The sequence below is a fragment of the Romboutsia sp. genome, from assembly GCF_056995035.1.
Window position 1 is genome coordinate 1 of sequence record NZ_JBXKIW010000093.1, and the last position, 26,083, is coordinate 26,083.

A 26,083-nucleotide genomic window follows, 5' to 3' on the forward strand; every position below is an offset into this window, starting at 1 on the left:
TTCCTTTAACTAATACTTCGTTCTTTATAGGTACATCTAGTCCACCTTTGGGAATACTGTAACCTTCCACTTGGAATTCTCCATCATGTTTTATAGTTATAAAAGCTAATTCTTCTGCTTTTTTTAATAAGTATTTTTCTATTTTAAATTTCATACTCAATCTCCTTTTATATTTCTACGCTATATGTTTTCGATTTTTCAAATATTTTTTTATCGTCATATACAAATAAGACTACATTATCTATTTTTTCGATTTTACTTTTTATGTCATTCTTTAATTCTAGTATATTGAACCCAAAAGGTTCAAAATGGACATGTTTTATTATATGTTTAGCTGTTATATTTGCAAATTGATGTAAATACTTAGATGTATTTTCTTTATTTTGTAAATATATATGGCATCTATTTTTAAAATCTTCCATATCTAATTTATTAAAGAAGTTTGGCATATTAGATGTTTTTCCTAATGATATATAATCATATTTTAAAATATCATTAAACATTTCATTTTCAACATTTATCTTATCGTTATAAAAATCTAGTAATATTTTATATAATTGATTCTTTCCTTGAGCCATATCAAAATATCCATTTTCATCAAAATACGTTGCAAATTCCTCAAAGAACTTAAATGGGCTTTCTTTATAATAATTAAATATTATATATCTCATAGATAATACAAAATTTTTAGAGTTATAGTACTTTTCTAATATTTCCTCTATATCCTTTAGTTTAAGTATTTGAGTATAACTTATATAGTCATTATATAAAACTTCATATGGTGGATAATCCTTATATTTATATCCATGTTCATTTGCAGTATTTCTTATACCTGTCCCTTTTATCATTTTTAAAAATCCTAGTTGCAAATGCTCTATACCTAAATTAAAAACATCATTAAATGATTTTTCAAAACTAGAATACTCTTCATAAGGTAATCCAGCTATTAAGTCTAGATGTTGATGTATATTTCTATAAGATGCTATTTTTTGAACTACATATGATAGTTTCTTAAAATCATCTCTTCTTCCTACTGCATCTAACACTTTTTGATTTGTAGTTTGGACACCTATCTCAAACTGGAATAGTCCTTCTTTGCAATCTGATAAAAATTCTAGCATATCGTCATCTAGTAAATGTGCTGTAACTTCAAAATGATATGTAGTATAATCATTATCATTTTCCATTAAGAAGTTCATAATTTCTTTAGCAAATTTTTTATTTGCGTTAAACGTCCTATCTATAAATTTAATTTGAGATACCCTAGCATCTATTAATGCTTTTAAGTCTCTTTTAACTCTATCTATACTGAAATATCTTAGTCCTTTAAGTGTTGATGATAAACAATATTGACAGTTAAAAGGACATCCTCTCGATGTTTCATAATAAACTATTCTATTTTCATATTCACTTGGATCTAAGTTTTCATATGGACTTGGTATTTCATCTAGGTTTTCTAATAATGCTTTAGGTGCATTAGTTATTATTTCATTTCCTTGCCTATAAACTATACCTTCAACATCTTCTATATTTTTATTTCCTTGTAAATGCATTACTAAATCTCTAAATACTAATTCACCTTCACCACATAATATGTAGTCTACAAATGGGTATTTACTCATAGCACACTCACTATCATATGTTACCTCTGGTCCACCTAAGGCTATTTTAGTATTCGGTTTGATTTTTTTTATATTCTCGCATAATTTAACTATATCATTTACATTCCATATGTATGTAGAAAATAATATTATATCATAATCGTTCTTATGTATATCTTTTAATATATAATCTAAATCATTATTTATTGTGTATTCTTTTAAATCTACAGTTACTAAGTCTTTAACAAATTCTTTTAAGTATCTTATAGCTAAATTCGTATGAATAAACTTCGAATTTAGAGTTGTTAATAGTATTTTCAATTATTTCACCTCTTTTTAATATTGTTGTATGATTTTATACTATTTTTAGGTTAAAATAGTATATGTAATATCTTATCAAAATTTTCTTTAATAGAAGGTTTTAGCATATATTTTGTAGAATAATAGTATTAAGTATATCTAATTAGAAAGGAAGTTATTTATGGAATTAATCGACCAAGTATCTATCAACGCTTTATCAAAAAGAGATTTATTGCTTATTTTAAAGGCTCTAGAGTATACAAACGAAAATACTGGCCTTGAAGATTTTATTGATCTTAGAAATAGCATAGTAAAAGAATTATGTTTTTTAACTACTACTACTGAAGAACAATTTGTAAGTTATTTAGAAAATAATAACTAATAAATTATGATTTTTTAAATTTTAGTTCATATATACCTGATTTAGATTTTATATTTATATGAAGTATATTATTACTAAAATTCTTTGATACGATTGTTATTTGATTAAGTATCGGATCTAGTGCAGTATCCCCAGCTTCAAGACTAATTAAATTTCGCGGGTCTGCATTTTTATCATAATTTTTTTTATTAATTTTATACTTTCTCAATTTGATAATATATTGTGACATCGATAAAACAAAGTCTATATTGTCTATACTTGGATTTCCTTCATTTCCCAATATAGATAGTATAGATTTTTTTATACTCAAAACTCCATCATTTTCAACTACTCTATTTTCTATGTATATATCATATAAAATATTTAATATACTACATACTATTTTATCATCGTTATAATCTTGTATTTTTAAATCTATATATTTATCAATTTCTTGTATAGCTTTTATTCTTGCCATTTGAAATTTTATCGTCTTCATTTTATCCAAACTTATAGAAAATCCTATTATTGTTTGTTTTATATCTTGTAATAATTCTTGGTATTTTATATTTTTATCTTCTATTATTTTATGAATCACATTATTATATATCACTGTACTCAATATGTACTCAAATAAATGCTCTTCTCTTTTGAAGTATTTTACGTACTTCTGAATTAAATCTATAACTACTTCTTCACTTTTTTGCATGTTAGTATTCGCAATGATTACTGGCAGTAAAATATTCAATATATTTTTATATGATGGTGTTTCTCCATAATATTTATAGTAAATTAATTCATCTTTAAGTCTATTATTATCCATATAAACAAAACGTTGTGTATTATCATCTACTAAACATTTTGTATTTATTATAATTAAATCTCTTAAACCTTTATCAGCTATGTCAAATGCTCCTACATAGGATTTTCTTATTATATCATCTTTCATTAATATTACCTTCCTCATGTAATACTTATAATAATTATTTTTATCATCTACTATATTTAATATACTTCCTCTTGTCAACTTAAAAAAAATAGACAGCTCATAAGCTGCCATTTATACAGGGGATAGTAGTATACAAAAAACTTTGTGTATTCTACTATCTACTTCTAGTATACGATATTACATTTTTAGATGTAAAGCATCAATTTTCGACATCCCTGTATTTTTATATTTTATTACATTCTTTCTGGTGCATGCATTCCTAATAACTTAAGTCCGTTCTCTATAGATTGTCTAGTAGCTGCAACTAAAGCAAGTCTTGCTTTTCTTAATTCTACATCTTCAACTAATATTGAGTTATCATGGTAGAATTTATTAAATGCTTGTGCTAAATCTAGTACAAATCTAGTTATTATATGAGGCTCGTTCTTTCTTAAGCCTGCAAGTATGCACTTATTGAAAGATGCTATAACTTTTAATACTTCCGCACTATCAACATCATTTAATAAATCATAGTTTATATCTGTAGTTACTTCTTCATTAGCTTTTCTAAGTACTGCACAGCATCTAGCATGAGTATATTGAACATATGGTCCTGTTTCTCCATCAAAACTTAATGTTCTCTCCCATGAGAATGTGTAATCTTTTATTCTGCTATTAGATAATTCTTGGAATACTACAGCTCCAACCCCTACTTGCTTAGCTATTTCATCAGCATTTAGAGCATTAGGATTTTTAGCAATTATTGTTTCTTTTGTTTTTTCTATAGCCTGCTTTAGAACATCCTCTAAGAATACTACTCTACCTTTTCTTGTAGACATAGTTCCATTTTCTAATGCAACCATACCAAATCCAACATGAAGTAGATCCTTAGCCCAATCAAATCCCATAAGTTCTATAACTTTAAACCATTGCTCAAAGTGTAAGTTTTGTTGAGAACCAACTACATATACACACTTATCAAAGTTATAAGTTTCATGTCTGTATATAGCCGCTGCTAAATCTCTTGTCATATATAATGTTGAGCCATCATTTTTAGTTATAAGTGCTGGTGGCATATTATAGTCTTCTAAATCAACTATTCTAGCTCCCTTAGATTCTTGTAAAAGACCTTTTTCTTCTAATATTTTTATTACTTTAGGCATTTTATCAGAGTAGAAACTTTCTCCTGCTAAAGAATCAAACTCTATGTCTAATAAGTCATACACTCTAGAGAATTCTTTTAAACTTTCATCTCTAAACCATTGCCATAATTGTTTGGCTTCTTCATCACCATTTTCTAATTTAGTGAACCATGCTCTTGCTTCATCTTCCATTTCCGGGAATTTTTCAGCTTCATCATGGAACTGTATGTATAATTTTAATAACTCTGGTATTGGGCTAGCTTCTACTACCTCTTTATCTCCCCACTTCTTGAAAGCTACTATTAGCTTACCAAATTGAGTTCCATAATCACCTAAATGATTTATTCTCGTAGTATTGTATCCTTGTGATTCATACATTTTATATAAAGCATTTCCTATAACAGTGGTTCTTATATGCCCTATATGGAAAGGCTTTGCTATATTAGGAGATGAGAACTCAACTATAACATTTTGATCTTTTCCTATTTCACTACGTCCATAGTTTTCTTTTTGTGTTAATACATCATTTATAACATTTTCTGCTAATTGAGATTTATTAACGAAGAAATTAACATATCCTCCTAGTGGTATAACCTTAGCTATTGTCCCTTTAGCTTCTATAGTTTCTGATAACTCTTGAGCTATCATGTTAGGAGCTTTTCTAAATAATTTTGCTAATTTAAAACACGGGAAAGCATAGTCTCCCATTTCTTTATTTGGTGGAACTTCTAATAATCCTACTATTTCTTCTACTGATAAATCTTCTATCTTTTCTTTTAAACATTCTGCTATTGCTACTTTAAAATCCTGCATTCTATTTCTCCTCTTTTTTCTTGTATTGTTTTATGGTAAATCAAATTTCGACTTTTTTCAAGTTATTTACTTTATTTAACTCGTTATATTTTATTATAATTCTTTTTCACTCATTACTTTTATGCCATTGCTTCTTAATAAGGCTGTAGTAACTCCAACTCCATCTATTTTTTTGCCTGAAAATGTGCCATCGTATATGTAATTTGAGCCACAAGAAGGACTTCCTTCTTTTAAGACAGCTTCTTTACAATTGTAAATCTGAGCTATTTTCAATGATTCTTGGGCACCTTTTTTAAATTCACTAGTTACATCTAGCTTTTTATTGCTAATTACGCTAGTTTGACCTTTTATAACAGCTTCTCCATCTAATCGAACTATCTCAGATGGCTCTCTAGGCGTAGACATTCCACCTAACTGTTCTGGACAAATAATTATAAATTGTTTATCTCTTAAGTATTTTACTACCTCGTCATTTTTATTATTGTCTCCATTGTACTTACAGTTTATTCCAAGTAAGCATGCCGATACCAATATCATATACGTTTCACCCTATAATTACCCTATCTATTAATCTATTTTAAGTTCGCTATAGTTACTCCTGCTCCACCTTCACCATATTGACCAGCCCTTTGAGCTTTTACATGTCTATTACGCTTTAAGATATCTTGAATTCCGGATTTTAATACACCAGTTCCTATACCGTGTATTATCGTAACTGATTCTAATCCTGCTACATAAGCATCATCTAAATACTTTTCAACTTCCATAATAGCTTCTTCCAAATTCAGTCCTCTTAAATCAACTTCACTTCTTACATTACCTGATTTAGATTTTATTATATTTCTTGTTGACTTGGTAACTGTAGTTTTAACATCTTTTTTAACTCTTTGAAGAGATTTAAATGGTAGAGTCATTTTCATTATACCTATTTGTACAACTGCTTCTTTTTTATTTTTATCAACAGAGACTACACTACCTTGTTGATTAAGTGTTATGATTCTTACTTCTTGTCCTGCCTTTAAATCCTTGATTTCTTTATTTGCTACTTTAGGAATTATCATACTCTCAACAGTTGGTTGAAGACTTCCCATAGAACTTGTTAATTCTTTTCTAAGTGCTTCTATCTTTTGATTCTTTTCCTTTGAAGCTCTTTCTTCTTCTAATACTCTAAGCTCTTTTATTATACTATCCACATCTTCTTTAGCTTGTCTTGTAATCCTAAAAGCTTCTGATTTTGCTTGTTCTATCATTTTTTCTTTTTGTGCTGATATTTTAGAAATCTTTTCATCATACTCAATCTTCAATCTTTCTATTTGAGTTTTTAATTTTTCTGCTTCTTCTCTTTCTTCTAAAGCTTTGATTCTATTTTTCTCAACATTTTGAAGTACATCTTCTAACGCTATATTGTCAGTATCAATAAAATCCCTTGCTCTTAAAATTACGTGTGAACTCAAGCCTAATTTTCTAGATATTTCAAAAGCATTTGATTTGCCTGGTACACCTATTAATAATCTATATGTAGGACTTAATGTTTCTAAATCAAATTCTACAGCAGCATTCTCTACACCTTCTTTAGTCAGGGTATAATTTTTTATTTCACTATAGTGTGTTGTTGCTATACATTTTGCTCCTGCCATATGTACATCTTCTAATATTGCTATAGCAAGTGCCGCACCTTCTATTGGGTCTGTTCCTGCACCTAACTCATCAAATATAACCAATGAATCTTCTGTTACGTCTTTTAATATTGATACTATATTAGTCATATGAGATGAGAATGTAGATAAACTGTGCTCTATACTTTGTTCATCTCCTATATCTGCGAATACATTATCATATACACACATACTACTTCCAAAATCTGCTGGTATGTGTAATCCACTTTGTGTCATAAGTGCAAATAGTCCTACTGTTTTTATAGTTACTGTTTTACCACCTGTATTAGGCCCAGTTATAACCAATGTATGGAAATCTCTTCCTAAGTAAACTGTATTTGGAACAACCTTATCTTTTTCTAATAGTGGATGCCTACCATTTTTTATATTTATAAATTTATCTTCATTTAAAGTAGGTTCTACACCTCTCATTTGTATTGATAATTTTCCTTTTGCAAATGCAAAGTCTAATCTACCTAGTATTTCTTGATTAGATATTAAGTCATCACTTACTTCTCCAACCATTGCAGATAACTCAGCTAATATTCTTTCTATTTCTTCTTTTTCATTAAGTCTTAATTGTCTAAGCTCATTGTTCATATCTACAATACTCATAGGTTCTATAAATAATGTTGCTCCTGATGATGATTGATCATGAATTATACCTGCTACTTGTGATCTATATTCCGATTTTACAGGAACTACAAATCTATCTCCTCTTATTGAGATTATGGCATCTTGTAAATATTTTTGGTATGTAGTAGAAGATATTATTGAATTTAACTTTGATCTTATTGATTGATTTTTTTGTATTATTCTTCTTCTAATATCTTTTAGTGTTGATGATGCACTATCAGATATTTCTATTTCACTTATTATTGCATTATAAATAGCATCCTCTATATCTCTGTATGCATATAACGAATTTGACAATGCTTGTATTATAGGATAATTAAAGTTCTCTTCTTGACTTGATGATAAACTATTCTTTAATGTTCTAGCTGCTCTTAATGTATCTGCTATAATTATTAAACTACCTGGATCTAATGATGCTCCTACATTAGCTCTTATAGCCTTGGCTTCTATATCATGTATACCTTGTAGTCCGACTATACCTCTTTTTATAAGTATTGCCTGAGCCTCGCTAGTTTCTTTTAGCATATATTTGACATCTTCAAAATAAGAACTTGGATTTAATTCTTCTATATATTTCATACCTAATGAAGATGATGCTTTACCCTTCAATAGATCTACTATTTTATTAAATTCTAAAACTCTTAGTGATTTGGGATTCATACGTCCTCCTTAAATTATGTATTTATAACATTTAGTTTATGTATATTTCAATCATACTATTTATGTGACTAAGTAATATTATACATAAATATAGTTTATTTGTAACATAATAACCTCCTATTTTTTATTTAGAACTACTTTATAACTAATTGATAATCAATAGACACTCTTTAATATCTTAGTTTTATGGATTATTATGGAATTAAATTAGTTTTAAATATAACTAATTTGTTAATATTTATCATTTGGTGGTATAATAAGATTATATTATTTAAGTTTAAGTTTTTTTTACTAAACTTAAATATACAATCTCATCTAAAAGGAGCGAATTCTTATGGAAAACGTATTACAAAATTTAAACCCAGAACTTGTTTTTAAATATTTTGGAGAAATATCTCAAATACCACGTGGTTCTGGCGATGAAAAAGCTATAAGTGATTATTTAAAAAACTTTGGTGAAAGTTTAGGTCTTGAAACTATACAAGATGATGCATTAAATATAATAATAAGAAAACCTGCTACAAAAGGTTATGAAAATTGTCCTGGTGTAGTCCTTCAAGGTCATATGGATATGGTTTGTGAAAAAAATAAAGATACAAAACATGATTTTACTAAAGACCCACTAAAATTAAGAATAGAAGATGACATGATATATGCTACAGGAACTACTCTTGGCGCTGATAATGGTATAGCTGTTGCTATGGGTATGGCAGTTTTTGCATCTACAGATTTAGAACATCCATCAATAGAGCTTTTAGTTACTAGTGATGAAGAAGCTGGTATGTCTGGTGCTATGGCTCTAGATGGTAAAATGGTTAAAGGTGAATACATAATAAACCTTGATTCTGAGGAAGAAGGATTCTTATTAGTAAGTTGTGCTGGTGGTGTTACTGCTTGGTCTAAATTAAATGCTGAATACACTGATATTTCAGGTGATAAGCAAGCTTTATTAGTTGAAATCAAAGGATTACTTGGCGGACATTCTGGTATGGATATTATAAAACAAAGAGCTAATTCAAACATATTAATGGGTAGATTATTAAATTCATTATGTGTAAATTACGATTTAGCTAGAGTTGAAGGTGGATCTAAAAATAATGCTATTCCTCGTGAGTGTGAGGCTGTTATAGTTGTTGATAAAAATGACGTTGATAAAGCTAAGAAATGTATAGAAGAAATAACTACTATATTTAAAAATGAATTTAGTACTTCTGATCCTGGAATAATTATTGAATGTAGTGAAACTACAGCAGATAGAGTCCTTACTTACAATTGTTCTGATAAAATTGTAAGAATGTTAACTTTAATGCCTAATGGTATTCAATCTATGAGTATGGATATACAAGGATTAGTTGAAAGCTCTACTAATTTAGGTGTTATAAGAACAACTGATAGTGAAGTTACTTTTGAGTGTGCTGTTAGAAGTTCTGTTAGAACTTTAAAGGATAGTACAACTAATAAGATGGCTTTATTAGCTGAAACTTTAGGTGGTACATTTAAATTAGAAAGTGATTATCCTGCTTGGGAATATACTAAAGGTTCTAAGCTAGAAGAAATATGTATTGATACTTATGAAAAATTAACTGGTAAAAAGCCAACTATAATGGCTCTACATGCTGGTCTTGAGTGTGGATTATTATTAGATAAGATGCCTCATGCACAAGCTATTTCTCTTGGACCTAATATGTATGAAGTTCATACTCCTAATGAGCATTTAAGTATTTCTTCTACTGAAAATGTTTGGAATTACTTAGTGGCTATATTAAAATCTATGAATCAACATTAATATTTAATATTTTTCGTTAAATATTTAGAATATAGTAAAAGCAGAGTTTAATTAATTTTAAACTCTGCTTTTCTTTATTTATATCTTATTTTTTAGTGATGTCCACAATCATCATGTGAGCATGTATGATTTGATGGAAATTCTTGAAGTTTATTTTCTTTAAGTAAATTTAAATTTTCTTCTATCGTTTCTGCCTGTGCTCTATATACTTTTATTTTCATTGAATTTAATTTCATTATAGCCCCTTGACCTATTCCTCCAACTATAACTGCATCTACTACATTTCCTGATAAAGCCTTTATAGGTTGGCACTTACCATGCTCATGACCTAAGTCTCCATTATTTATTGTACTTATATCTCCACTCTCTAAATCACATACTACAAACATAGGAGCTGATCCAAAATGACCAAATGGTTTGCTAGCTAACCCCTCATTTACTTCTACTGGTACACATATTTTCATAATTAATACTCCCTTCTACTACAACATTTTTTCATAGATTTACAACTAGATGCACAACCTATGTTACCGACATTAAATTTAATTATCTCTGTAAATTCATTTTTAGACTCATTCCCTAAAGAATTCAGTAAATTTATACACTTATCAAATATACCTTCATTAATATGATAAAGTACATAATAGCCTTCTTTATGTCCATGTATTATCTTAGCTTCTTTTAGAACTTTTATATGCTGAGAAACAGCTGAATCTGATATCGCTAGATACTTAGAAATTCCTCTCTGGCATATATTTCTTTTAGATACTAATATAAGTATATTCAGTCTAGTTTCATCACCTAAAGCTTTAAATATTTTTGATAAATTTTCCATTATTTTATTTCTTGTTCCCCTTATCTAGTTAAGTAATTACTTAATTAAATTATAGTACTGTTAATTATTTTTTTCAACCCTATTTTCATATATATGTTCTAAAAAATAATCTACATTAGCTAAATCAATTAAACTTCAATAAAATAAATAACTTCAAAATCACGATATAGCAAAAGTGTAAAAACTTAATTAGAATATATATTTTTTAAATTTTTTAATTAAGTTTTTGTTATTTAAACAATAAAAAGTAGCATCGTTTTTCAAAACTTTGCTACTTTTTATTGTTTAATATTTTATTTTTTATTTTTAAAATTAACTTTAGTTACATTACTCTTTTTTGCATTTGCTTTTGGTGACAACATACCTTCTTTTAATCCTAATAACAGTTCTACATCGTCTGCATAAAGACTTAAACCACTATCAGCTAAGTTCTCCACTAATCCTGTACCTGTCATTATCTTATTATCTATTATCATTTCCACAGACTTCTTTAATAAAGCTGGGTTAGGACATTTTATATTATCATCTAAAGGCTCTTTCTTTAACCATCCTTGCTTTTCCATTTCTTTAATTAAATACATATATTTCTTGTAATTTATAACTCCGATTTGGTAGGATCTTAGTACCATAGCTGATATTGGAACTATCCATTTTTTCTTTAATTCAACATAATCTTGTATTTCATTTACATTTGCTAAATCTTCAAAGAAAGCTTCTTTTGGTAATAAAAATGCACAAGCAAATTCATCCTTTGAGAATTTTTTAGATGATATTCCTGCTTCAACTGATACTATATAAGCTAATTCATAAGCTAAGTCATAGTTTCTTATTGTAGCAGATTTTCTATCATTTCCTAAAGATATTAAGTATCTTGGATTTCTTTCTATACTTTGCTTTTGAGTAAATGATAATGCACCTTTTTTATCTACATTCATTGCTGATATAGATATTCCATTAACTTCTAATAAATTCACCATATTCCCTATAGGTCCATCTCCTAATTCCCAGAACCTTCTAACCTTTGTTGCTAATTCTTCCATATCATCATACTTACTTAAATCGTCAGGAATATTCATTTCCGGGAATCTTATATATCCTTCTATAAACGATATTAATTTATGAGTCATTACTAATTTTTCTTTGTACGATATCTCTTCCACTCTTGGTATAGGTGATTCTGGTCTTATGTGTGTGCTTTCAACAATTACCTTTATATTATCATTTTCAAAGAAATATTCTCTTGGGAATTTTAATGTATTTGATAATTTCATCTCATTTTCTACTACTGGCTTGTATTTATCTTCTTCAAATGCAAGTACATCTTTTTTATTTATATTACTTTCTTGTGCTAATTGTTCTATAGTTTTTCCTCTATACATTCTAGCTGCTTTTAGTTTTTTTCCACTGAATATTTTTTTTCTACTCATATTCTCTATCTCACTTTCATGATGCATAATGTCCGTTATTTTAAATTTAAAATGCTCTGGATATACTTAATACCCAGAGCATTATTCAATTTCATTATGTTCATAATAATATCATATTTATGATAAGTAGTCAATTATAAGCCTAAGGTGTCGCTTATTCCTTGCATAGCTTCTAATGATATTTGTGCAAATTCAGCAAATGGAATTCCTAGTTCTTCTATGCTTTTCATCGCTTCTCTATTCGCTCCTGCTGCAAATCTTAACTCTTTCATACGCTTAGTTATAGACTTTACTTTTACACTAGATATTTTTTGATCTGGATAAATAAGTGCTATTGCTGTTATAAATCCTGTTATCGGATCTGCTGCATATATAGCCTTATCTATTGTACTTAATCTCTCTGTCCCATTATCTTTATTATGCGCTTTTATTGCTTGATATATATAATCATTTCCAAATTTCTCATTTTGAAGAAGTTCTACAGCTTTGAGTCCATGTAATTTTGATTCGTCCGGATTATTTTTATAATCTAACATATCTGAATCCAAATCATGTAAAAGTCCTGCTATAGCCCATTCATCAGCTCTATCTGGTTCTAATTTATTAGCTAATTCTCTCATTACTACTTCTACCGCATATGAATGTTTTATCAAGTGTTCACTTTCTAAATACTTATCAACTAATCCTACTGCTTGTTCTCTCATTTCCCTTTTCCTCCTGAACGTTATTTTATTTTTATTCTACACCTCTATAATAATGTCCTGCTGTAACCCCTTTTTCATCTAGTTCATTATAAAGTTTAGTTGCCTTAACTCCAAGCTTATAATCATTGTCTAACACTTCTTGATATGCTTGTATTACTTTTTTTACAGTTTCTCCATCTTCTAAGGTAAAATCTAATCTGAGTATATTTATTCCTACCTCATTTAATTCATATAAATTATCCAACATACAAGTTACTTTTGAGTTATATATTGTACTTCTGCAGAATATATCTTGAGTTATTCTATATTTTTCATCTTTAAAATCCTTTAAAGCATATGTGCTTTCCTTACATTTTGAAACTTTTTTATCTTTTTTACAATCTCTAACTATAACTCCCATTGGGCAATATTCAGTTATCATAAGTGGAGTATATCCATATACTATACATTCAGTCTTCATATCTGTATATTTTAAAGTTTCTTTTATCTCATATATATTTAATTCTTGAGATAAACATAAATTAGTAGCACCAGTTTCTTTAAAATGATTTATTGTTTCACTATTGAATGCATTTAAATAATAATCTATATTTAATTCTTCATCCTTAAAGTAATCTAGAGCTCCCCAGCTTCCAACTTGTACAGAATTTATTCCTGTTTGCTTAGCTTTTTCTAGTTGCTTATATTCTTTATGTCTTATAATTCTTGGTGCTGAATATGATATTTTCTTACTAAATTTAATTCCCATTTTTAATGCTTCATCAAGTGTATTAACATCTTCATAGTAAACTATATCAACGTTACACTGTAGAGCACCTTCTAGTTGCTCTAAATTTTTAACTTTTACTGCTATTTGTTCAGATGAATCTCTACTTACTTTAGTTGGATTATATTTAAGTATTTTATTTTTATGATTTCTATTTTTTATCTTAATTCTTTCTTCATCTAGAAATTCAATACAATCTCTTCTCATTTGATTTAATATACTTACTGGCAAACTAGCATTATCATCCAATATTATCTCTAGATTTCTAAGTACATAAGGAGTATTGCCAAGCTTTTGCATTTGAGTTTCTACTTTTTCTTTACTTAATGCGACCTTCATTGCACCTTCAACAATCTTATCCCCTTCTACAGTAGCTACATTTCCTTTTTCATCACTCAATATAAGTATAGGATTTTGTCCTAACTTTATAGTTATTTGTGCATCTATATCACTTTTTATAAGTTCTTTATCTTGTTGGAAGGTAGCTTGTACTCTATCCATTAATTCACTATCCGATGTTTTAAATACAACTTGCCCTCTTTTTGCTTCTCCAATAAAGTCTAACTCTATTAGTTCGCCTTTATGTCCTATAGTATGTATATCACCATTTTTTATGATCCTTCCTATAGTTCCTCCACCAAGGTTTATTCCGTCACCTTTTTTAAGAGTATTTTCAAGCATTATTTTAAGTCTTTTTGTTCTTTTATTATGTTCTAGAACCTTACCTATGTATAATCCTTGGTTATTAGGTATTTCTGAGTTCATAACATCTTTTCCTACTTCACCTAATACAAGACCTTTAGTAAATTTTCTATTAAAGATAGTGTATAAGTCGCTCATTGTTTCATCTGATACATTTAGTTTATTTGTAGTTCTATACTCCTCTATTGCGTCTCTGTAACTTCCTATAACTGTTGCAACATACTCTGGTTTTTTCATTCTTCCTTCTATTTTTAAAGAATGAACTCCTGCATCCATTATTTTATCAATTTCTTCTATAGTATTTAAATCTCTAGGACTTAATAAATAATCTCCATTACTGTCTATAACTTCTCCTGTATGTACATCTATAAGCTCATACTTTTGTCTACACGGTTGTGCACATCTTCCTCTGTTTCCTGATCTATTTCCTATCATACTGCTCATTAAACATTGTCCCGAGTAGCATACACATAATGCACCATGAACAAACACTTCTATATCTGCATCACAGTTGTCACAAATATACTTTATTTCTTCTACATTAACCTCTCTAGCTAAAACTACTCTATCAAATCCTATTGATTCTAAATATTTAACATCTTCTAAAGAATGAGCCACCATTTGCGTACTTGCGTGTATTTCAAAATCTGGCAGCTCTTTTTTTATAAGTCTCGCCATACCTACATCTTGAAGTATAATTGCATCTACATCTATATCGTATAAAAATTTTGCATATTGCACAAAATCATGTATTTCATTTTGTTTTATCAATGTATTTGCAGTTACAAATACTTGCACATCTCTTATATGCGCATATCTAACTGCCTCTTTTAATTCTTCTCTATCAAAATTGTTTGCTGATGCTCTTGCACTAAAGTCTTTACCTCCTAGGTATACAGCATTTGCTCCATTTTGAACGGCAGCTTTTAATGCTTCAAAAGTCCCAACAGGTGCTAATAATTCTATGTCTTTCATAATGTCCTCCTTTAAGGAATATTTCTCCTATATTTATAATATCCCTAATTTTAAAAATTAAAACCTTCAGGTTCTCCTGAAGGCTTAATTTTGATTACTATTTCATCGCTCTAAGGTATTTTACCTCATTTTCAAGCTCTATTTTTTCTAACTGTACTTTATATGCATCATTTTGGAATTTTGAGGATAGTTTTTCTGCTACTGTAGCTTTTTCTGCTTCCATCTCAAGTTGAGATTTAAGTTCTTCAATTTGAGCTTTGTAGCTATCAACTTCTCCTTTAGACAATTCTGTTCTATTCCCTAATTCTTCTATTTGTAATTTTTGATTTTCAATTACCTTATTCAATTCATCTATCTTTACATTGAAATGTTCTTCTTCTTTTACTTTACCTTGCAGTGAGAGTTGTAATTTTCTCATTTCTAATTTAAGCTCTTCATCTGAATTCCCAACTTTTTTCTTTAATTCTTCATTTTGCTTAAGAAGTTCTTCATTTTCTTCTGAGCATTCAAAGAATATATCTGTTATATTAACCGCTGTGACTATAGCTGCAACAGATGTACTTAATCTTGAATTGCTTTCTATCACTTTAGTCATTTCTTTATCAACATATGACGCTACACTTAGCATATGTTTTTCTGATTTATCGCCCACCATCGGATATTCAGCACCATTAATTTTTACTATAACCTTGTTCATACTAACACGCCCCCTTACGTTAGTTAGTTTGATCTTAAGTTTGCATTTAGTTTTTCACTTAGCTCACTTAGTATCTTATCATGTACTTTTGCTACATCTTCATCAGTTAAAGTTCTTTGAGCACTTCTATATGTTATAGAGTATGCTATAGACTTATGTCCTTCTTCTATTTGTGACCCTTTGTAAACATCAAATAATTCATATTTTTCTACTATTTCTGTACTGTTAGCTTTAATTATATCTTCTATTTGCTTAACAAATACTTCATCTTTAACTATTAATGCTATATCTCTAGATGTAGATGGGTATTTTGGTAATGGACTATATAGTTTAACTACAGTTAAGTTTTCAAATACTAAATCTGCATTTATTTCTGCAACATAAACTCTTTGTCCTAAGTTATAATTTTCAATAACATCTGGATGTAATTCTCCAAAAGTACCTATATACATATTATTATACACTACTTTTGCACATCTACCAGGGTGGAATGTCGAATTATTAGTTTCCGGTTCTATTTCGTAGCCTTTAAATCCTACATTATTTAATATAGCTTCTATAACTCCTTTTAATACAAAGAAATCTACTTCTTTACCGTACATTCCAACACAGAATTTTTTTGTTTCTACTGGTAACCCATTTTGTGGAGTAAATGTATTACCACATTCAAATGCTGATACTGATTCAACTTTGTGTGATATATTTGTAGATATTATATCTAGCATGTTAGGCATTAAAGTTGTTCTCATTACCGAAGTCTCTTCACCTAATGGATTTATTATCTTAACAAAGTTTCTCTTCTCATCATTTTCAGGTAAGTTTATTTTATCTACACCTCTAGGGCTTACAAATGAATATGTTAATATTTCATTTAATCCTACAGATATAGCATTATTTTTTACACTATCCATGAACTTTTGATTATCAGTTTTTACACCTGCTGTAGCATTTCCTTCTAAATCTGCTGATGGTATATTTTCATATCCATATATTCTAGCTACTTCTTCTAATATATCCGCATCTTCAGCTATATCTAATCTGAAACTTGGAACTTCTAATTCTAACTTATCAGAACTTATTAAGTTACACTTAAATTCTAAGTTTTCTAGTATATTTATGAATTGGTCCATGGAAACATTAACACCTAATAAAGCATTTATTCTTTGAGGATTAACTGTTAATTTTTGAACTTCTTGTTTATTTGGATAGTTGTCTACTATTCCTTTAAGAACCGTTCCACATCCTAATTCTTCTATTAATTGAGCTGCTCTATTTATACCTACCTCAGCTAAATTTATATCTATACCTTTTTCGAATTTTGATGATGCTTCTGTTCTTAATCCTAATTTTTTAGAAGTAGCTCTTACGCTTTCTTTTGCGAAGTTTGCTCCTTCAAGTAATATAGTAGTTGTTGCATCTGTTATTTCAGAGTTTTCCCCTCCCATAACACCTGCTAAATCTAGAGTTTTCTCTCCATTTGTTACTACTATCATTTCAGAAGTTAACGTTCTTTCTACTCCATCTAATGTAGTGAACTTTTCGCCTTCTTCTGCACATTTAACTACCATCTTAGTTGTTCCAACTTGACCTAAATCAAATGCATGAAGGGGTTGACCTAATTCTATCATAACATAGTTTGTTATATCTACTATATTACTTATCGGTCTTATTCCAGCTTCCATAAGTCTTCTTTGCATCCAATATGGAGATGGTCCTATCTTAACGTCTTTTATTACTCTTGCACAGTATCTGTTACATAATTGTGTTTGTATTTCAACATTGAAATCTATATTTTCATCAGATTCATTTACTTTTATTTGCGGATATTTAAATTCATTTCCTAATGTAACAGCAGCTTCTCTTGCTATACCTATTATAGATCTACAATCAGGTCTATTTGAAGTTATTTCAAATTCGATTAAAGCATCATTAATTTCTAAAGCTTCTCTTACATCCATTCCTAATTCAAATGAATCTTTGTTGTCTAATATGTATATTCCATCTTTTTTATGCTCTTCAACATATTGAGAAGGTATAGTTAATTCTTCAGCACCACAGAACATTCCTTCTGATAATACTCCTCTTAACTTACCTTTTTTTATTTTAAAGTCTCCTGGTAATACTGCACCTATTCTAGCAACAGGAACATAATCACCAACTTTTATATTTTTTGCATTAGTTACTATTTGAAGTATTTGACCGTCACCCACTTCAACTTTTGTAACTGCTAATCTTTCTGCATCTGGATGTTGTTCTATTTGTAGTATTTTACACACCTCAACACCATTTGTTTCTTTTCCAAAGAATTCTACTTTTTCTACTTTTGACCCTGTCATAGTCATCATATCAGCAAATTCTTGAGTATCTTTATCTATGTTAACATAGTCTCTAAGCCATTTTAAAGGTACTAACATCTTCAATTCCTCCTAATTAAAATTGATTTAAGAATCTCATATCATTTTCGAATAATACTCTTATATCATCTATTTCGTACTTAAGCATTGTAATTCTATCTACACCCATACCGAATGCAAATCCACTATAAATTTCTGGGTCTATTCCACAGTTTCTAAGTACATTTGGATGTACCATCCCTGCTCCTAGTATTTCTATCCATCCTTCACCTTTACACATAGGACATCCTGATCCTTCACACTTGAAGCATGTAACATCTACTTCTGCACTTGGCTCTGTGAATGGGAAGTTATGTGGTCTGAATTTAGTTTTTGTATGTTCCCCGAATAACTTCTTAACGAACATATTTAATGTTCCTTTTAGTTGAGCCATTGTAACGTCTTTTCCTACTACAAGACCTTCTATTTGGTGGAACATTGGTGAATGTGTAGCATCTGGTGAATCAAATCTGAAACATCTTCCTGGAGATACTATTTTTATAGGTAACTCTTCACTTTTCATAGTTCTAACTTGAACTGGAGAAGTTTGAGTTCTAAGCAATAATTCACTGTTTATGTAGAATGTATCACTCATATCTCTTGATGGATGGTCTTTTGGTGCATTTAGTGCATCGAAGTTATTTGCAACTGTTTCAACTTCTGGACCTTCTGCTATAGAGAATCCCATTCCCATAAATATTTCGCTTACTTCATCTATTATTTGAGATATAGGATGTTTCTTTCCTACTATAGCTAGCTTTGCTGGCATAGTAACATCTATAACTTCTTGCTCTAATTGCTTTTGCTTTTCTATAGTTTTTAATTCTTCTTTTTTAGAAGATATACTTCCTTCTATTGATTCTCTTACTTTGTTGGCAACTTGACCTATTACAGGTCTTTCTTCCGCTGATAACTTACCCATTTCTTTAAGGATAGCAGTTATTTCACCTTTTTTACCTAAGTATTTAACTCTTAGATTTTCTACAGCTTCGATGCTTGAAGTGTCTTTAATTTCATTTAAAGCAACTTCTTCTAAATTAAGTAATTTTTCTTGCACTATTAATCACCCTTTCACTTTTTTATGTATTAAAAAAAGCCCTTCATCCCTATCTAGGGACGAAAGACTATAATTTCGCGGTACCACCCTAGTAGCTTAATAATTATCAATTATTAAACCACCTCAAACAAACTTAACGCGTTTTGACGTTAAAGCCTACTATTAATTTCAGCTTTAATACTCCAGAGCGAACTTCTTTTGAATTCTTAGAAAGTACTTTCAGCCTAGGTACTTCTCTCTGATCTAAGTTAAATCAAAATACTTTTCTCTTTCATAGTATTTAAAAATATGTTTTTCATACAATTATACCATACTATATATGTTACTTACAATATATTAAACTTGATATTTCTTTATTTCATACATTAGTATAGCTGAACTTATTGCTGCATTTAAAGATTCAGCCTTGCCATATATCGGTATTTTAACCAATACATCTGATTTTGATACTAATTCTTCATTGATTCCATTTGCTTCATTTCCTATAACTAATGCAGTCTTATAGTTATATTCTACGCTATTATAAAAATTATTTGTATCTAAGTAACTAGATACGATATCAAAATTCTTTAATTTAAGTAGTCTAAGTGCTTCATCTTGAGTAGTATTGATTACATTCATATCAAAGATTGATCCCATTGTAGATCTTATAACTTTTGGATTGTATATATCTACACATCCCTTTAATGCAATTATAGCATCTATTCCAGCAGCGTCTGCAGTCCTTATTATAGTACCCATATTCCCTGGATCTTGAATTCTATCTAGTATTAGTACAAATCTACTATCATCATCTAAACTTTCTTCTATATTCTTTTGCTTAAATCTTACCACACCTAAAATACCTTGTGTTGTTTCTGTATCTACTAAATCATCAAATATTTTATTTGTAGTTTTATATGTTTTCATATTCTTTTCTTTTAATATTTCTAAAAAGTTTATATGTTCTTCTTTATTCTCAAAATCTTCATTTATAAATACATACTCTATATCTGCGCTACATTCTATCGCAAGAGTTAGTATTCTATATCCTTCTATTATAAACTTTGATTCTTTAGTTCTATTTTTTGTTTTCAATAATGATTTTGTATACTTTACTTTCTCATTATCTTTAGCCGTTATCATTATAGGCATTGCTACTTTCTCCTAATTACGTCTTTATTTTCTGATGCTATGTTACTTATCTTACTATTTTGCCCAATTACAACTAAAATACTTCCTGATCTTAGTTCTTCATGTGGTGCTGGAGTAACATTTATGCTTTTTCCTGTTTTTATAGCAAGAACTGTTATTTCATATTTTGCTCTTAGTTCTAATTCTATTAATGTTTTTCCTACCCAACCAGTTGGTGTAACTATTTCAACTATTGAATATTCTGGATCTAACTCTATATGATCTAATATATTATCAGAAACTAGGTTATGTGCAACTCTTACTCCCATATCTCTTTCAGGGAAAACAACTCTATCTGCACCTATCTTATAAAGAACTTTAGCTTGTAGCTCGTCTTTAGCTTTACATACTATTTGAGACACTCCCATTTCTTTAGCTATAAGTGTTGCCATTATAGATGCTCTTATATCCGATCCTATTGATATTATTGCTACGTCAAAATTTCCTAATCCTAAAGATCTTAATGATTGTTCATCTGTAACATCTACTATAGCCGCATGTGTAACTTTATCTGCTATGTTTTGAATTATTTCTTCACCTTTATCTATAGCCATAACTTGGTGACCTAAAAGATGCATAGTTGTCGCTACCGAAGCTCCAAATCTTCCACATCCTATAACTATATATTGTTTTATTTTATTCTTTCTCTCCATATAAAAATTCATCTCCAATTCATATTCATAATATATACTTAATTTTTAAATTTAACTATATGCTTTATATGTTAACCAACTATTATTTTTCCTTCTGGATATCTAATCTGTTGTTTTTTCTTTATTCCTTTAGATGCTAATGCCATGAATATAGTCAACGACCCTACTCTTCCCATAAACATAAATAGCATTATGAAAACTTTGCCTAAAGTACTTAAATTTGGACTACCTCCTATACTTAACCCAACTGTTGCAAAAGCTGAGACTACTTCATATCCGGCCTCAACTAATGTAAATTCTGGATCGGTAACTGAGATTATTAAAGTTCCAAATACCACAACTATAATCCCTATAAAAAATATCCCTACTGATTTTCTAACTGTAGATGTTTCAATTCTTCTCTCATATATTTCTATATCTTCTTTTCCAAGTATAAATGATTTAACTGTAAGCACTAGTATTGCTAACGTAGTAGTTTTGATTCCTCCTCCAGTTGATGCAGGAGATGCTCCCATAAACATTAATATTATCATTATAAATATACTACTTTCATGCATTATAGTTAAATCTATCGTATTAAACCCTGCAGTTCTAGTTGTTACTGATTGGAATAACGAAGCAAGTAACTTCCCTCCAAATCCCAATGGTCCTAATGTATCTGGATTGTTATGTTCTAATAATAATATAAATATCATTCCTACTACTATTAACATAGTTGTTGTAAATAACACAACTTTTGAATGTATTGTTAACTTAGACACTTTCCTATGTTTAATTACATCAAGAATAACAGGGAAACCTATTCCACCTAAAATTATAAGTGCTGAAATAGTTATTGTTATGGTAAAATTATTCACATAAGATGTTAATGAGCTAAATGGACCTGAAACATTTCCCATTAAATCAAATCCAGCATTACAGAATGCTGATATTGCATGGAATACACTATACCAAATCCCTCTTGCTATGCCAAACTGAGGAATAAACACCGTAGAAAGAAGTATAGCTCCTGTACCTTCTATTAAGAAAGTCATTAATAATACATATCTTGTTAATTTTACTAGCCCTGATAAATCAATTTGATTTAAGGCTTCTTGTATTAAAAGTCTTTCTCTTAAATTTATTTTCTTTTTAATTATAAGAGCAAATAAGGTTGCTATTGTCATAAACCCAAGTCCACCTACTTGTATCAACATTATTATGACTACTTGACCAAATCCACTCCAATATGTAGCAGTATCTACTACAACTAACCCTGTAACACATACTGCAGATGTTGCTGTAAATAGTCCATTTAATAAACCAATACTTTCGCCACTCTGACTTGCTATTGGTAAATTTAATAAGAGTCCTCCTATTAATATAACTGTAGCAAAACCAATTACCATTATTTGTGTAGGTTGCATTTTATTTATAAAAGTAGCAAACTTTTTGAATATTGTTATCACGTAATTTTAGTCCTCCTTTATAATTCAACTAATTCATAATCATAAATCTACTAATTATGTAAATCTTTATAACCATCATTATATTATATTCCAAATTTTATCTAAAAACAATAACCTATATATTTAATTTAGTTAAATAAAATTAACATAAATTAACCTTTTTTATGTATTTCTAAAAAATATTATTTACATAAATCAAATATTAAATTCTTACACCTAAATGATTCCTTTACTATGCACTAATCTTAAGGCTTATATGCAAAAAAAGCCTTTGAATTTTCATTCAAAGGCTTTTATATATAAATTTATTATATTTTGATTAAGCTAATTTTGATTTAGCAACTTCTACTAACTTAGCGAAACCTTCTGCATCATGTATAGCCATTTCAGATAACATCTTTCTGTTAACTTCTACACCTGCTAAGTTTAATCCGTTCATGAATCTAGAGTATGATAATCCATGAGCTCTAGTTCCAGCATTTATTCTTTGTATCCAAAGTCTTCTGAAGTCTCTCTTCTTTAACTTTCTACCTATATATGCGTTCTTTAACGCCTTCATTACGAATGTATTAGCTGGTCTGTATAATTTACTTCTTGCTCCTATATATCCTTTTGCAAGTTTTAACACTTTTTTGTGTTTTTTACGAGCGTTCATAGCCTTTTTAACTCTTGCCATCGTTATGACCTCCTTTGTTTTCCTCTTTAATGTTTGTTTATTATTTTAATCCGATTTTTAGTATGGTAATAATTGTGCTATTCTTCTAGCATCTCCTGCACTAACTATTCCAGACTTTCTTAATTGCATTTTAGTCTTAGCAGCTTTCTTAGTTAATATGTGTCTTCTGAAAGCCTTAGATCTTTTTAATTTTCCAGTTCCTGTCTTCTTGAATCTTTTAGCAGCACCTCTATGAGTTTTCATTTTAGGCATGTTAATTTCCTCCTCTCAGTTGGTCATCTATTTTTTTGGATCTATCATTACAACCATGTTATTACCCTCAAATGCTGGGGCTTTAGTTGGTTCACCAAACTCTTTTACTATATCTATAAATTTAAGCATTACTTGTTTTCCTATGTCTTTATGTCCTAATTCTCTACCTCTGAATCTAAGCTCAACTTTAACTTTATCTCCCTTTTGAAGGAATTTTATTGCATTATTAGCTTTAGTATTTAAATCATTAGTATCTATACCTGGTCTAAGTCTAACTTCTTTAACAGTTATAGTCTTTTGATTTTTTTTAGATTCTTTTTCTTTTCTAGCTTGCTCATATTTATGCTTACCTAAATCCATTATTTTACAAACTGGTGGGTTAGCATTAGGTGATATCATTACTAAATCTAAGTTCTTGCTGTCAGCCATTGCTTGAGCTTCTTTAGTTGGCATTACCCCAAGTTGTTCGCCACTATCCGAGATAACTCTTATCTCTTTATCTCTTATTTGTTCATTGATTGCTTGTTCTTTGCTAATGGTAGGACACCTCCAAAATTTTTATAAAAATAAAAAGCGAATGATTTAAATCATCCGCTATATAAGTTACCACATTTTAAAAGTTTTGTATATATATATACAACTTTAACTTATATTTACCAGACAATTTCCATCGTAAGGTGAGAAGCGAACTTCTTCTTCGTTTTTTAATTAGTTACTTTATATAATATATCACCATTTAATTATATTTGCAACTATTTTTTATTTTTTTTATTAATTATTATAAACTGGTATTATAAATTCTATTTTTTCCTCTTTGCTATATTTTTATCTTCTAATTTTTATATTATTAGTAATGATTTTACTAGTTTTTGGTCATAATTAAAGATGTTAGATATCTGTGGTTTGTTTATAAGTTGTTTATGGAAAATTTTAGTTAATAAATATTAACAACTATGGAAATATTAAAGTTAATAAACAATTTTTATTATTGAGGTGTATGGCTATGAAAATGTTAAACAATTTTTTCAAGAAAATTAACAAACCAGTGCCTGTATTTGCTCAAACTAAAATGGAAAAAGAAAATCCTACTGATGATTCTAGCTCTATTAAACCAAAAACTAATTTTTGTGATGTTGCTGGATTAGAAGAAGTAAAAGAAGAGCTTTTTGAAATAGTAGATTTCATGAAATCTCCAGACAAATATCAAAAAATGGGTGCAAAAATACCTAAAGGAGTTTTATTCTATGGACCTCCTGGTACTGGAAAAACGCTACTTGCATCTGCTGTAGCTGGAGAAACTAACTCCTCTTTCTTCAATGTATCTGGCTCTGAGTTTGTTGAGAAATACGTAGGTGTAGGCGCTAAGCGTGTTAGAACATTATTTGAAAAAGCGAGAAAAGAAGCTCCTAGCATAATCTTTATAGATGAAATAGATGCTATAGGTGCAAAAAGACATCTAGAAAGTAACAACGAAAAGGATCAAACATTAAATCAACTTCTAGTTGAAATGGATGGATTTAATAAGGATTCCAATGTAATAATAGTAGGTGCTACAAATAGACTTGATTTACTTGATGAAGCACTTCTTAGACCTGGAAGATTTGACAGACATATACACATAGGTTCTCCTAACTATCATACTAGATTTGAAATTTTAAAAGTTCATACTAAAAACAAACCAGTGGATAAATCTGTAGATTTAGAACTTTTAGCTAAAAAAACTCACGGTTTTAATGGCGCTCATCTTTCAAATATTGCAAATGAAGCAGCTATATTTGCAGTTAGAGATAGTAGTGAAGTCATCACTTCTATTCATTTTGATAAAGCAATCGAGAGGGTCATTGCAGGGCTTGAATCTAAGAACTCTGTATTAGTAGAAAAAGAAAAGAAAATAGTAGCTTATCACGAAGCAGGACATGCTCTTGTTAGTAATTTAGTTGGACTTTGTCCTATACAAAAAATATCTATAATTCCAAGAGGTCAAGCTTTAGGATATGTACTTCAATTACCTGATGAAGATAGATATATATATACTAAAGATGAGCTATCAGGAAAAATTAAGATTTTACTAGCTGGAAAAGCATCAGAAGAAATAATATTTAATCATAAATCAACTGGCGCTAAAGATGATTTAAAGAAAGTTACAGATATAGCTAACCAAATGGTTTGCGAATATGGTATGAGCAACTTAGGATTTATGACTATAGATGGAAATATTAAAACATTTATGTCAGAGCAAGTACAAAAAGAAGCTAATAGTATAGTAGAGACTTGTTATAATGAAACTCTAGAATTATTAAGAAATAACATAAATGACTTACATGTAGTTTCAAAACATCTATTTGATAAGGAAACTATGACACATGATGAGCTAAAATCTTTAATAACAAAAGAGTTTGTTAACTAGTCAATTATTATGAAATATAAAAATTCAATAAAATAA

22 protein-coding genes and 1 other annotated feature are annotated in these 26,083 nt (G+C 29.1%); of the genes, 3 read left to right on the forward strand and 19 right to left on the reverse strand.

The features are described 5' to 3' along the window. Window positions 1-167: 167 nt before the first annotated feature. Complete coding sequence (locus AC11VW_RS14735) at window positions 168-1,922, reverse strand: B12-binding domain-containing radical SAM protein (RefSeq protein WP_484302191.1); 1,755 nt, start codon at window positions 1,920-1,922, stop codon at window positions 168-170. Window positions 1,923-2,082: 160 nt separating this feature from the next. On the opposite strand from AC11VW_RS14735, the gene AC11VW_RS14740 reads away from it, so the two are divergent. Then, entirely contained in the window at window positions 2,083-2,283 is a 201-nt protein-coding gene (locus tag AC11VW_RS14740; protein ID WP_484302192.1) for a hypothetical protein, read from the forward strand. 4 nt (window positions 2,284-2,287) lie between these two features. Here AC11VW_RS14740 and AC11VW_RS14745 read toward each other — a convergent pair whose 3' ends face one another. The 4 genes from AC11VW_RS14745 to AC11VW_RS14760 form a co-directional block, all read right to left on the reverse strand. After that, on the reverse strand, window positions 2,288-3,211 hold the full coding sequence (locus tag AC11VW_RS14745; RefSeq protein WP_484302193.1) for a hypothetical protein: 924 nt from the start codon (window positions 3,209-3,211) through the stop codon (window positions 2,288-2,290). 233 nt (window positions 3,212-3,444) lie between these two features. Next, on the reverse strand, window positions 3,445-5,145 hold the full coding sequence (gene argS / locus AC11VW_RS14750) for an arginine--tRNA ligase (protein ID WP_484302194.1): 1,701 nt from the start codon (window positions 5,143-5,145) through the stop codon (window positions 3,445-3,447). A 93-nt stretch (window positions 5,146-5,238) separates the two neighbouring features. Next, the gene (locus AC11VW_RS14755) at window positions 5,239-5,682 is read right to left on the reverse strand and encodes a 2-thiouracil desulfurase family protein (protein WP_484302195.1); all 444 of its coding nucleotides are present in this window, start codon (window positions 5,680-5,682) and stop codon (window positions 5,239-5,241) included. 35 nt (window positions 5,683-5,717) lie between these two features. Beyond that, entirely contained in the window at window positions 5,718-8,096 is a 2,379-nt protein-coding gene (locus tag AC11VW_RS14760) for an endonuclease MutS2 (RefSeq protein ID WP_484302196.1), read from the reverse strand. Window positions 8,097-8,430: 334 nt separating this feature from the next. Here AC11VW_RS14760 and AC11VW_RS14765 point away from each other — a divergent pair, with 334 nt between their 5' ends. Continuing rightward, on the forward strand, window positions 8,431-9,882 hold the full coding sequence (locus AC11VW_RS14765) for an aminoacyl-histidine dipeptidase (protein ID WP_484302197.1): 1,452 nt from the start codon (window positions 8,431-8,433) through the stop codon (window positions 9,880-9,882). A 92-nt stretch (window positions 9,883-9,974) separates the two neighbouring features. On the opposite strand, the gene AC11VW_RS14770 is transcribed toward AC11VW_RS14765, so the two are convergent. The 14 genes from AC11VW_RS14770 to infC form a co-directional block, all read right to left on the reverse strand. Then, on the reverse strand, window positions 9,975-10,346 hold the full coding sequence (locus tag AC11VW_RS14770; protein WP_484302198.1) for a NifB/NifX family molybdenum-iron cluster-binding protein: 372 nt from the start codon (window positions 10,344-10,346) through the stop codon (window positions 9,975-9,977). Between the two features lie 2 nt (window positions 10,347-10,348). Beyond that, window positions 10,349-10,717, reverse strand: a complete 369-nt coding sequence (locus tag AC11VW_RS14775; protein ID WP_484302199.1) for an ArsR/SmtB family transcription factor — start codon at window positions 10,715-10,717, stop codon at window positions 10,349-10,351. A gap of 293 nt (window positions 10,718-11,010) precedes the next feature. Then, window positions 11,011-12,144 carry an XRE family transcriptional regulator gene (locus AC11VW_RS14780; protein WP_484302200.1) on the reverse strand — a complete coding sequence of 378 codons (1,134 nt, stop codon included), beginning with the start codon at window positions 12,142-12,144 and terminating at the stop codon, window positions 11,011-11,013. Window positions 12,145-12,278: 134 nt separating this feature from the next. After that, a complete protein-coding gene (locus AC11VW_RS14785) occupies window positions 12,279-12,848 on the reverse strand; it encodes an HD domain-containing protein (protein WP_484302201.1) in 570 nt (189 codons plus the stop codon). A 31-nt stretch (window positions 12,849-12,879) separates the two neighbouring features. Beyond that, on the reverse strand, window positions 12,880-15,291 hold the full coding sequence (locus tag AC11VW_RS14790; RefSeq protein WP_484302202.1) for a U32 family peptidase: 2,412 nt from the start codon (window positions 15,289-15,291) through the stop codon (window positions 12,880-12,882). 97 nt (window positions 15,292-15,388) lie between these two features. Next, window positions 15,389-15,988 carry a cell division protein ZapA gene (locus AC11VW_RS14795; protein ID WP_484302203.1) on the reverse strand — a complete coding sequence of 200 codons (600 nt, stop codon included), beginning with the start codon at window positions 15,986-15,988 and terminating at the stop codon, window positions 15,389-15,391. Window positions 15,989-16,011: 23 nt separating this feature from the next. Continuing rightward, window positions 16,012-18,402, reverse strand: a complete 2,391-nt coding sequence (gene pheT, locus AC11VW_RS14800; protein WP_484302204.1) for a phenylalanine--tRNA ligase subunit beta — start codon at window positions 18,400-18,402, stop codon at window positions 16,012-16,014. 16 nt (window positions 18,403-18,418) lie between these two features. Further along, entirely contained in the window at window positions 18,419-19,438 is a 1,020-nt protein-coding gene (gene pheS, locus AC11VW_RS14805) for a phenylalanine--tRNA ligase subunit alpha (RefSeq protein ID WP_484302205.1), read from the reverse strand. A 52-nt stretch (window positions 19,439-19,490) separates the two neighbouring features. Beyond that, window positions 19,491-19,722: a binding site (T-box leader), on the reverse strand. A 52-nt stretch (window positions 19,723-19,774) separates the two neighbouring features. Then, entirely contained in the window at window positions 19,775-20,572 is a 798-nt protein-coding gene (locus AC11VW_RS14810; RefSeq protein ID WP_484302206.1) for a TrmH family RNA methyltransferase, read from the reverse strand. Between the two features lie 2 nt (window positions 20,573-20,574). After that, window positions 20,575-21,246 carry a potassium channel family protein gene (locus AC11VW_RS14815; RefSeq protein ID WP_484302228.1) on the reverse strand — a complete coding sequence of 224 codons (672 nt, stop codon included), beginning with the start codon at window positions 21,244-21,246 and terminating at the stop codon, window positions 20,575-20,577. An 89-nt stretch (window positions 21,247-21,335) separates the two neighbouring features. Next, complete coding sequence (locus tag AC11VW_RS14820) at window positions 21,336-22,670, reverse strand: TrkH family potassium uptake protein (protein WP_484302229.1); 1,335 nt, start codon at window positions 22,668-22,670, stop codon at window positions 21,336-21,338. Window positions 22,671-23,031: 361 nt separating this feature from the next. Continuing rightward, window positions 23,032-23,388, reverse strand: coding sequence for a 50S ribosomal protein L20 (gene rplT, locus AC11VW_RS14825; protein WP_484302207.1), 357 nt, complete (start codon window positions 23,386-23,388; stop codon window positions 23,032-23,034). Window positions 23,389-23,445: 57 nt separating this feature from the next. Then, window positions 23,446-23,640 carry a 50S ribosomal protein L35 gene (rpmI, locus tag AC11VW_RS14830; protein ID WP_484302208.1) on the reverse strand — a complete coding sequence of 65 codons (195 nt, stop codon included), beginning with the start codon at window positions 23,638-23,640 and terminating at the stop codon, window positions 23,446-23,448. A gap of 27 nt (window positions 23,641-23,667) precedes the next feature. Then, a complete protein-coding gene (infC, locus tag AC11VW_RS14835; RefSeq protein ID WP_484302230.1) occupies window positions 23,668-24,177 on the reverse strand; it encodes a translation initiation factor IF-3 in 510 nt (169 codons plus the stop codon). 466 nt (window positions 24,178-24,643) lie between these two features. Between infC and AC11VW_RS14840 the strand changes: the two genes are divergently transcribed. Continuing rightward, entirely contained in the window at window positions 24,644-26,047 is a 1,404-nt protein-coding gene (locus tag AC11VW_RS14840) for an ATP-dependent metallopeptidase FtsH/Yme1/Tma family protein (protein WP_484302209.1), read from the forward strand. The last annotated feature ends 36 nt before the right edge of the window (window positions 26,048-26,083 follow it).

Coding starts and splice junctions, on each gene's coding strand:
- AC11VW_RS14760 (WP_484302196.1), bottom strand. CDS start 8,096: ATGAATCCCAAATCACTAAGAGTTTTAGAATTTAATAAAATAGTAGAT.
- AC11VW_RS14775 (WP_484302199.1), bottom strand. CDS start 10,717: ATGGAAAATTTATCAAAAATATTTAAAGCTTTAGGTGATGAAACTAGA.
- AC11VW_RS14770 (WP_484302198.1), bottom strand. CDS start 10,346: ATGAAAATATGTGTACCAGTAGAAGTAAATGAGGGGTTAGCTAGCAAA.
- AC11VW_RS14795 (WP_484302203.1), bottom strand. CDS start 15,988: ATGAACAAGGTTATAGTAAAAATTAATGGTGCTGAATATCCGATGGTG.
- AC11VW_RS14820 (WP_484302229.1), bottom strand. CDS start 22,670: ATGCAACCTACACAAATAATGGTAATTGGTTTTGCTACAGTTATATTA.
- argS (WP_484302194.1), bottom strand. CDS start 5,145: ATGCAGGATTTTAAAGTAGCAATAGCAGAATGTTTAAAAGAAAAGATA.
- rpmI (WP_484302208.1), bottom strand. CDS start 23,640: ATGCCTAAAATGAAAACTCATAGAGGTGCTGCTAAAAGATTCAAGAAG.
- AC11VW_RS14755 (WP_484302195.1), bottom strand. CDS start 5,682: ATGATATTGGTATCGGCATGCTTACTTGGAATAAACTGTAAGTACAAT.
- AC11VW_RS14745 (WP_484302193.1), bottom strand. CDS start 3,211: ATGAAAGATGATATAATAAGAAAATCCTATGTAGGAGCATTTGACATA.
- AC11VW_RS14810 (WP_484302206.1), bottom strand. CDS start 20,572: ATGCCTATAATGATAACGGCTAAAGATAATGAGAAAGTAAAGTATACA.
- rplT (WP_484302207.1), bottom strand. CDS start 23,388: ATGGCAAGAGTTAAAAAGGCTATGAACGCTCGTAAAAAACACAAAAAA.
- AC11VW_RS14740 (WP_484302192.1), top strand. CDS start 2,083: ATGGAATTAATCGACCAAGTATCTATCAACGCTTTATCAAAAAGAGAT.
- AC11VW_RS14785 (WP_484302201.1), bottom strand. CDS start 12,848: ATGAGAGAACAAGCAGTAGGATTAGTTGATAAGTATTTAGAAAGTGAA.
- AC11VW_RS14790 (WP_484302202.1), bottom strand. CDS start 15,291: ATGAAAGACATAGAATTATTAGCACCTGTTGGGACTTTTGAAGCATTA.
- AC11VW_RS14780 (WP_484302200.1), bottom strand. CDS start 12,144: ATGAGTAGAAAAAAAATATTCAGTGGAAAAAAACTAAAAGCAGCTAGA.
- AC11VW_RS14765 (WP_484302197.1), top strand. CDS start 8,431: ATGGAAAACGTATTACAAAATTTAAACCCAGAACTTGTTTTTAAATAT.
- AC11VW_RS14840 (WP_484302209.1), top strand. CDS start 24,644: ATGAAAATGTTAAACAATTTTTTCAAGAAAATTAACAAACCAGTGCCT.
- pheT (WP_484302204.1), bottom strand. CDS start 18,402: ATGTTAGTACCTTTAAAATGGCTTAGAGACTATGTTAACATAGATAAA.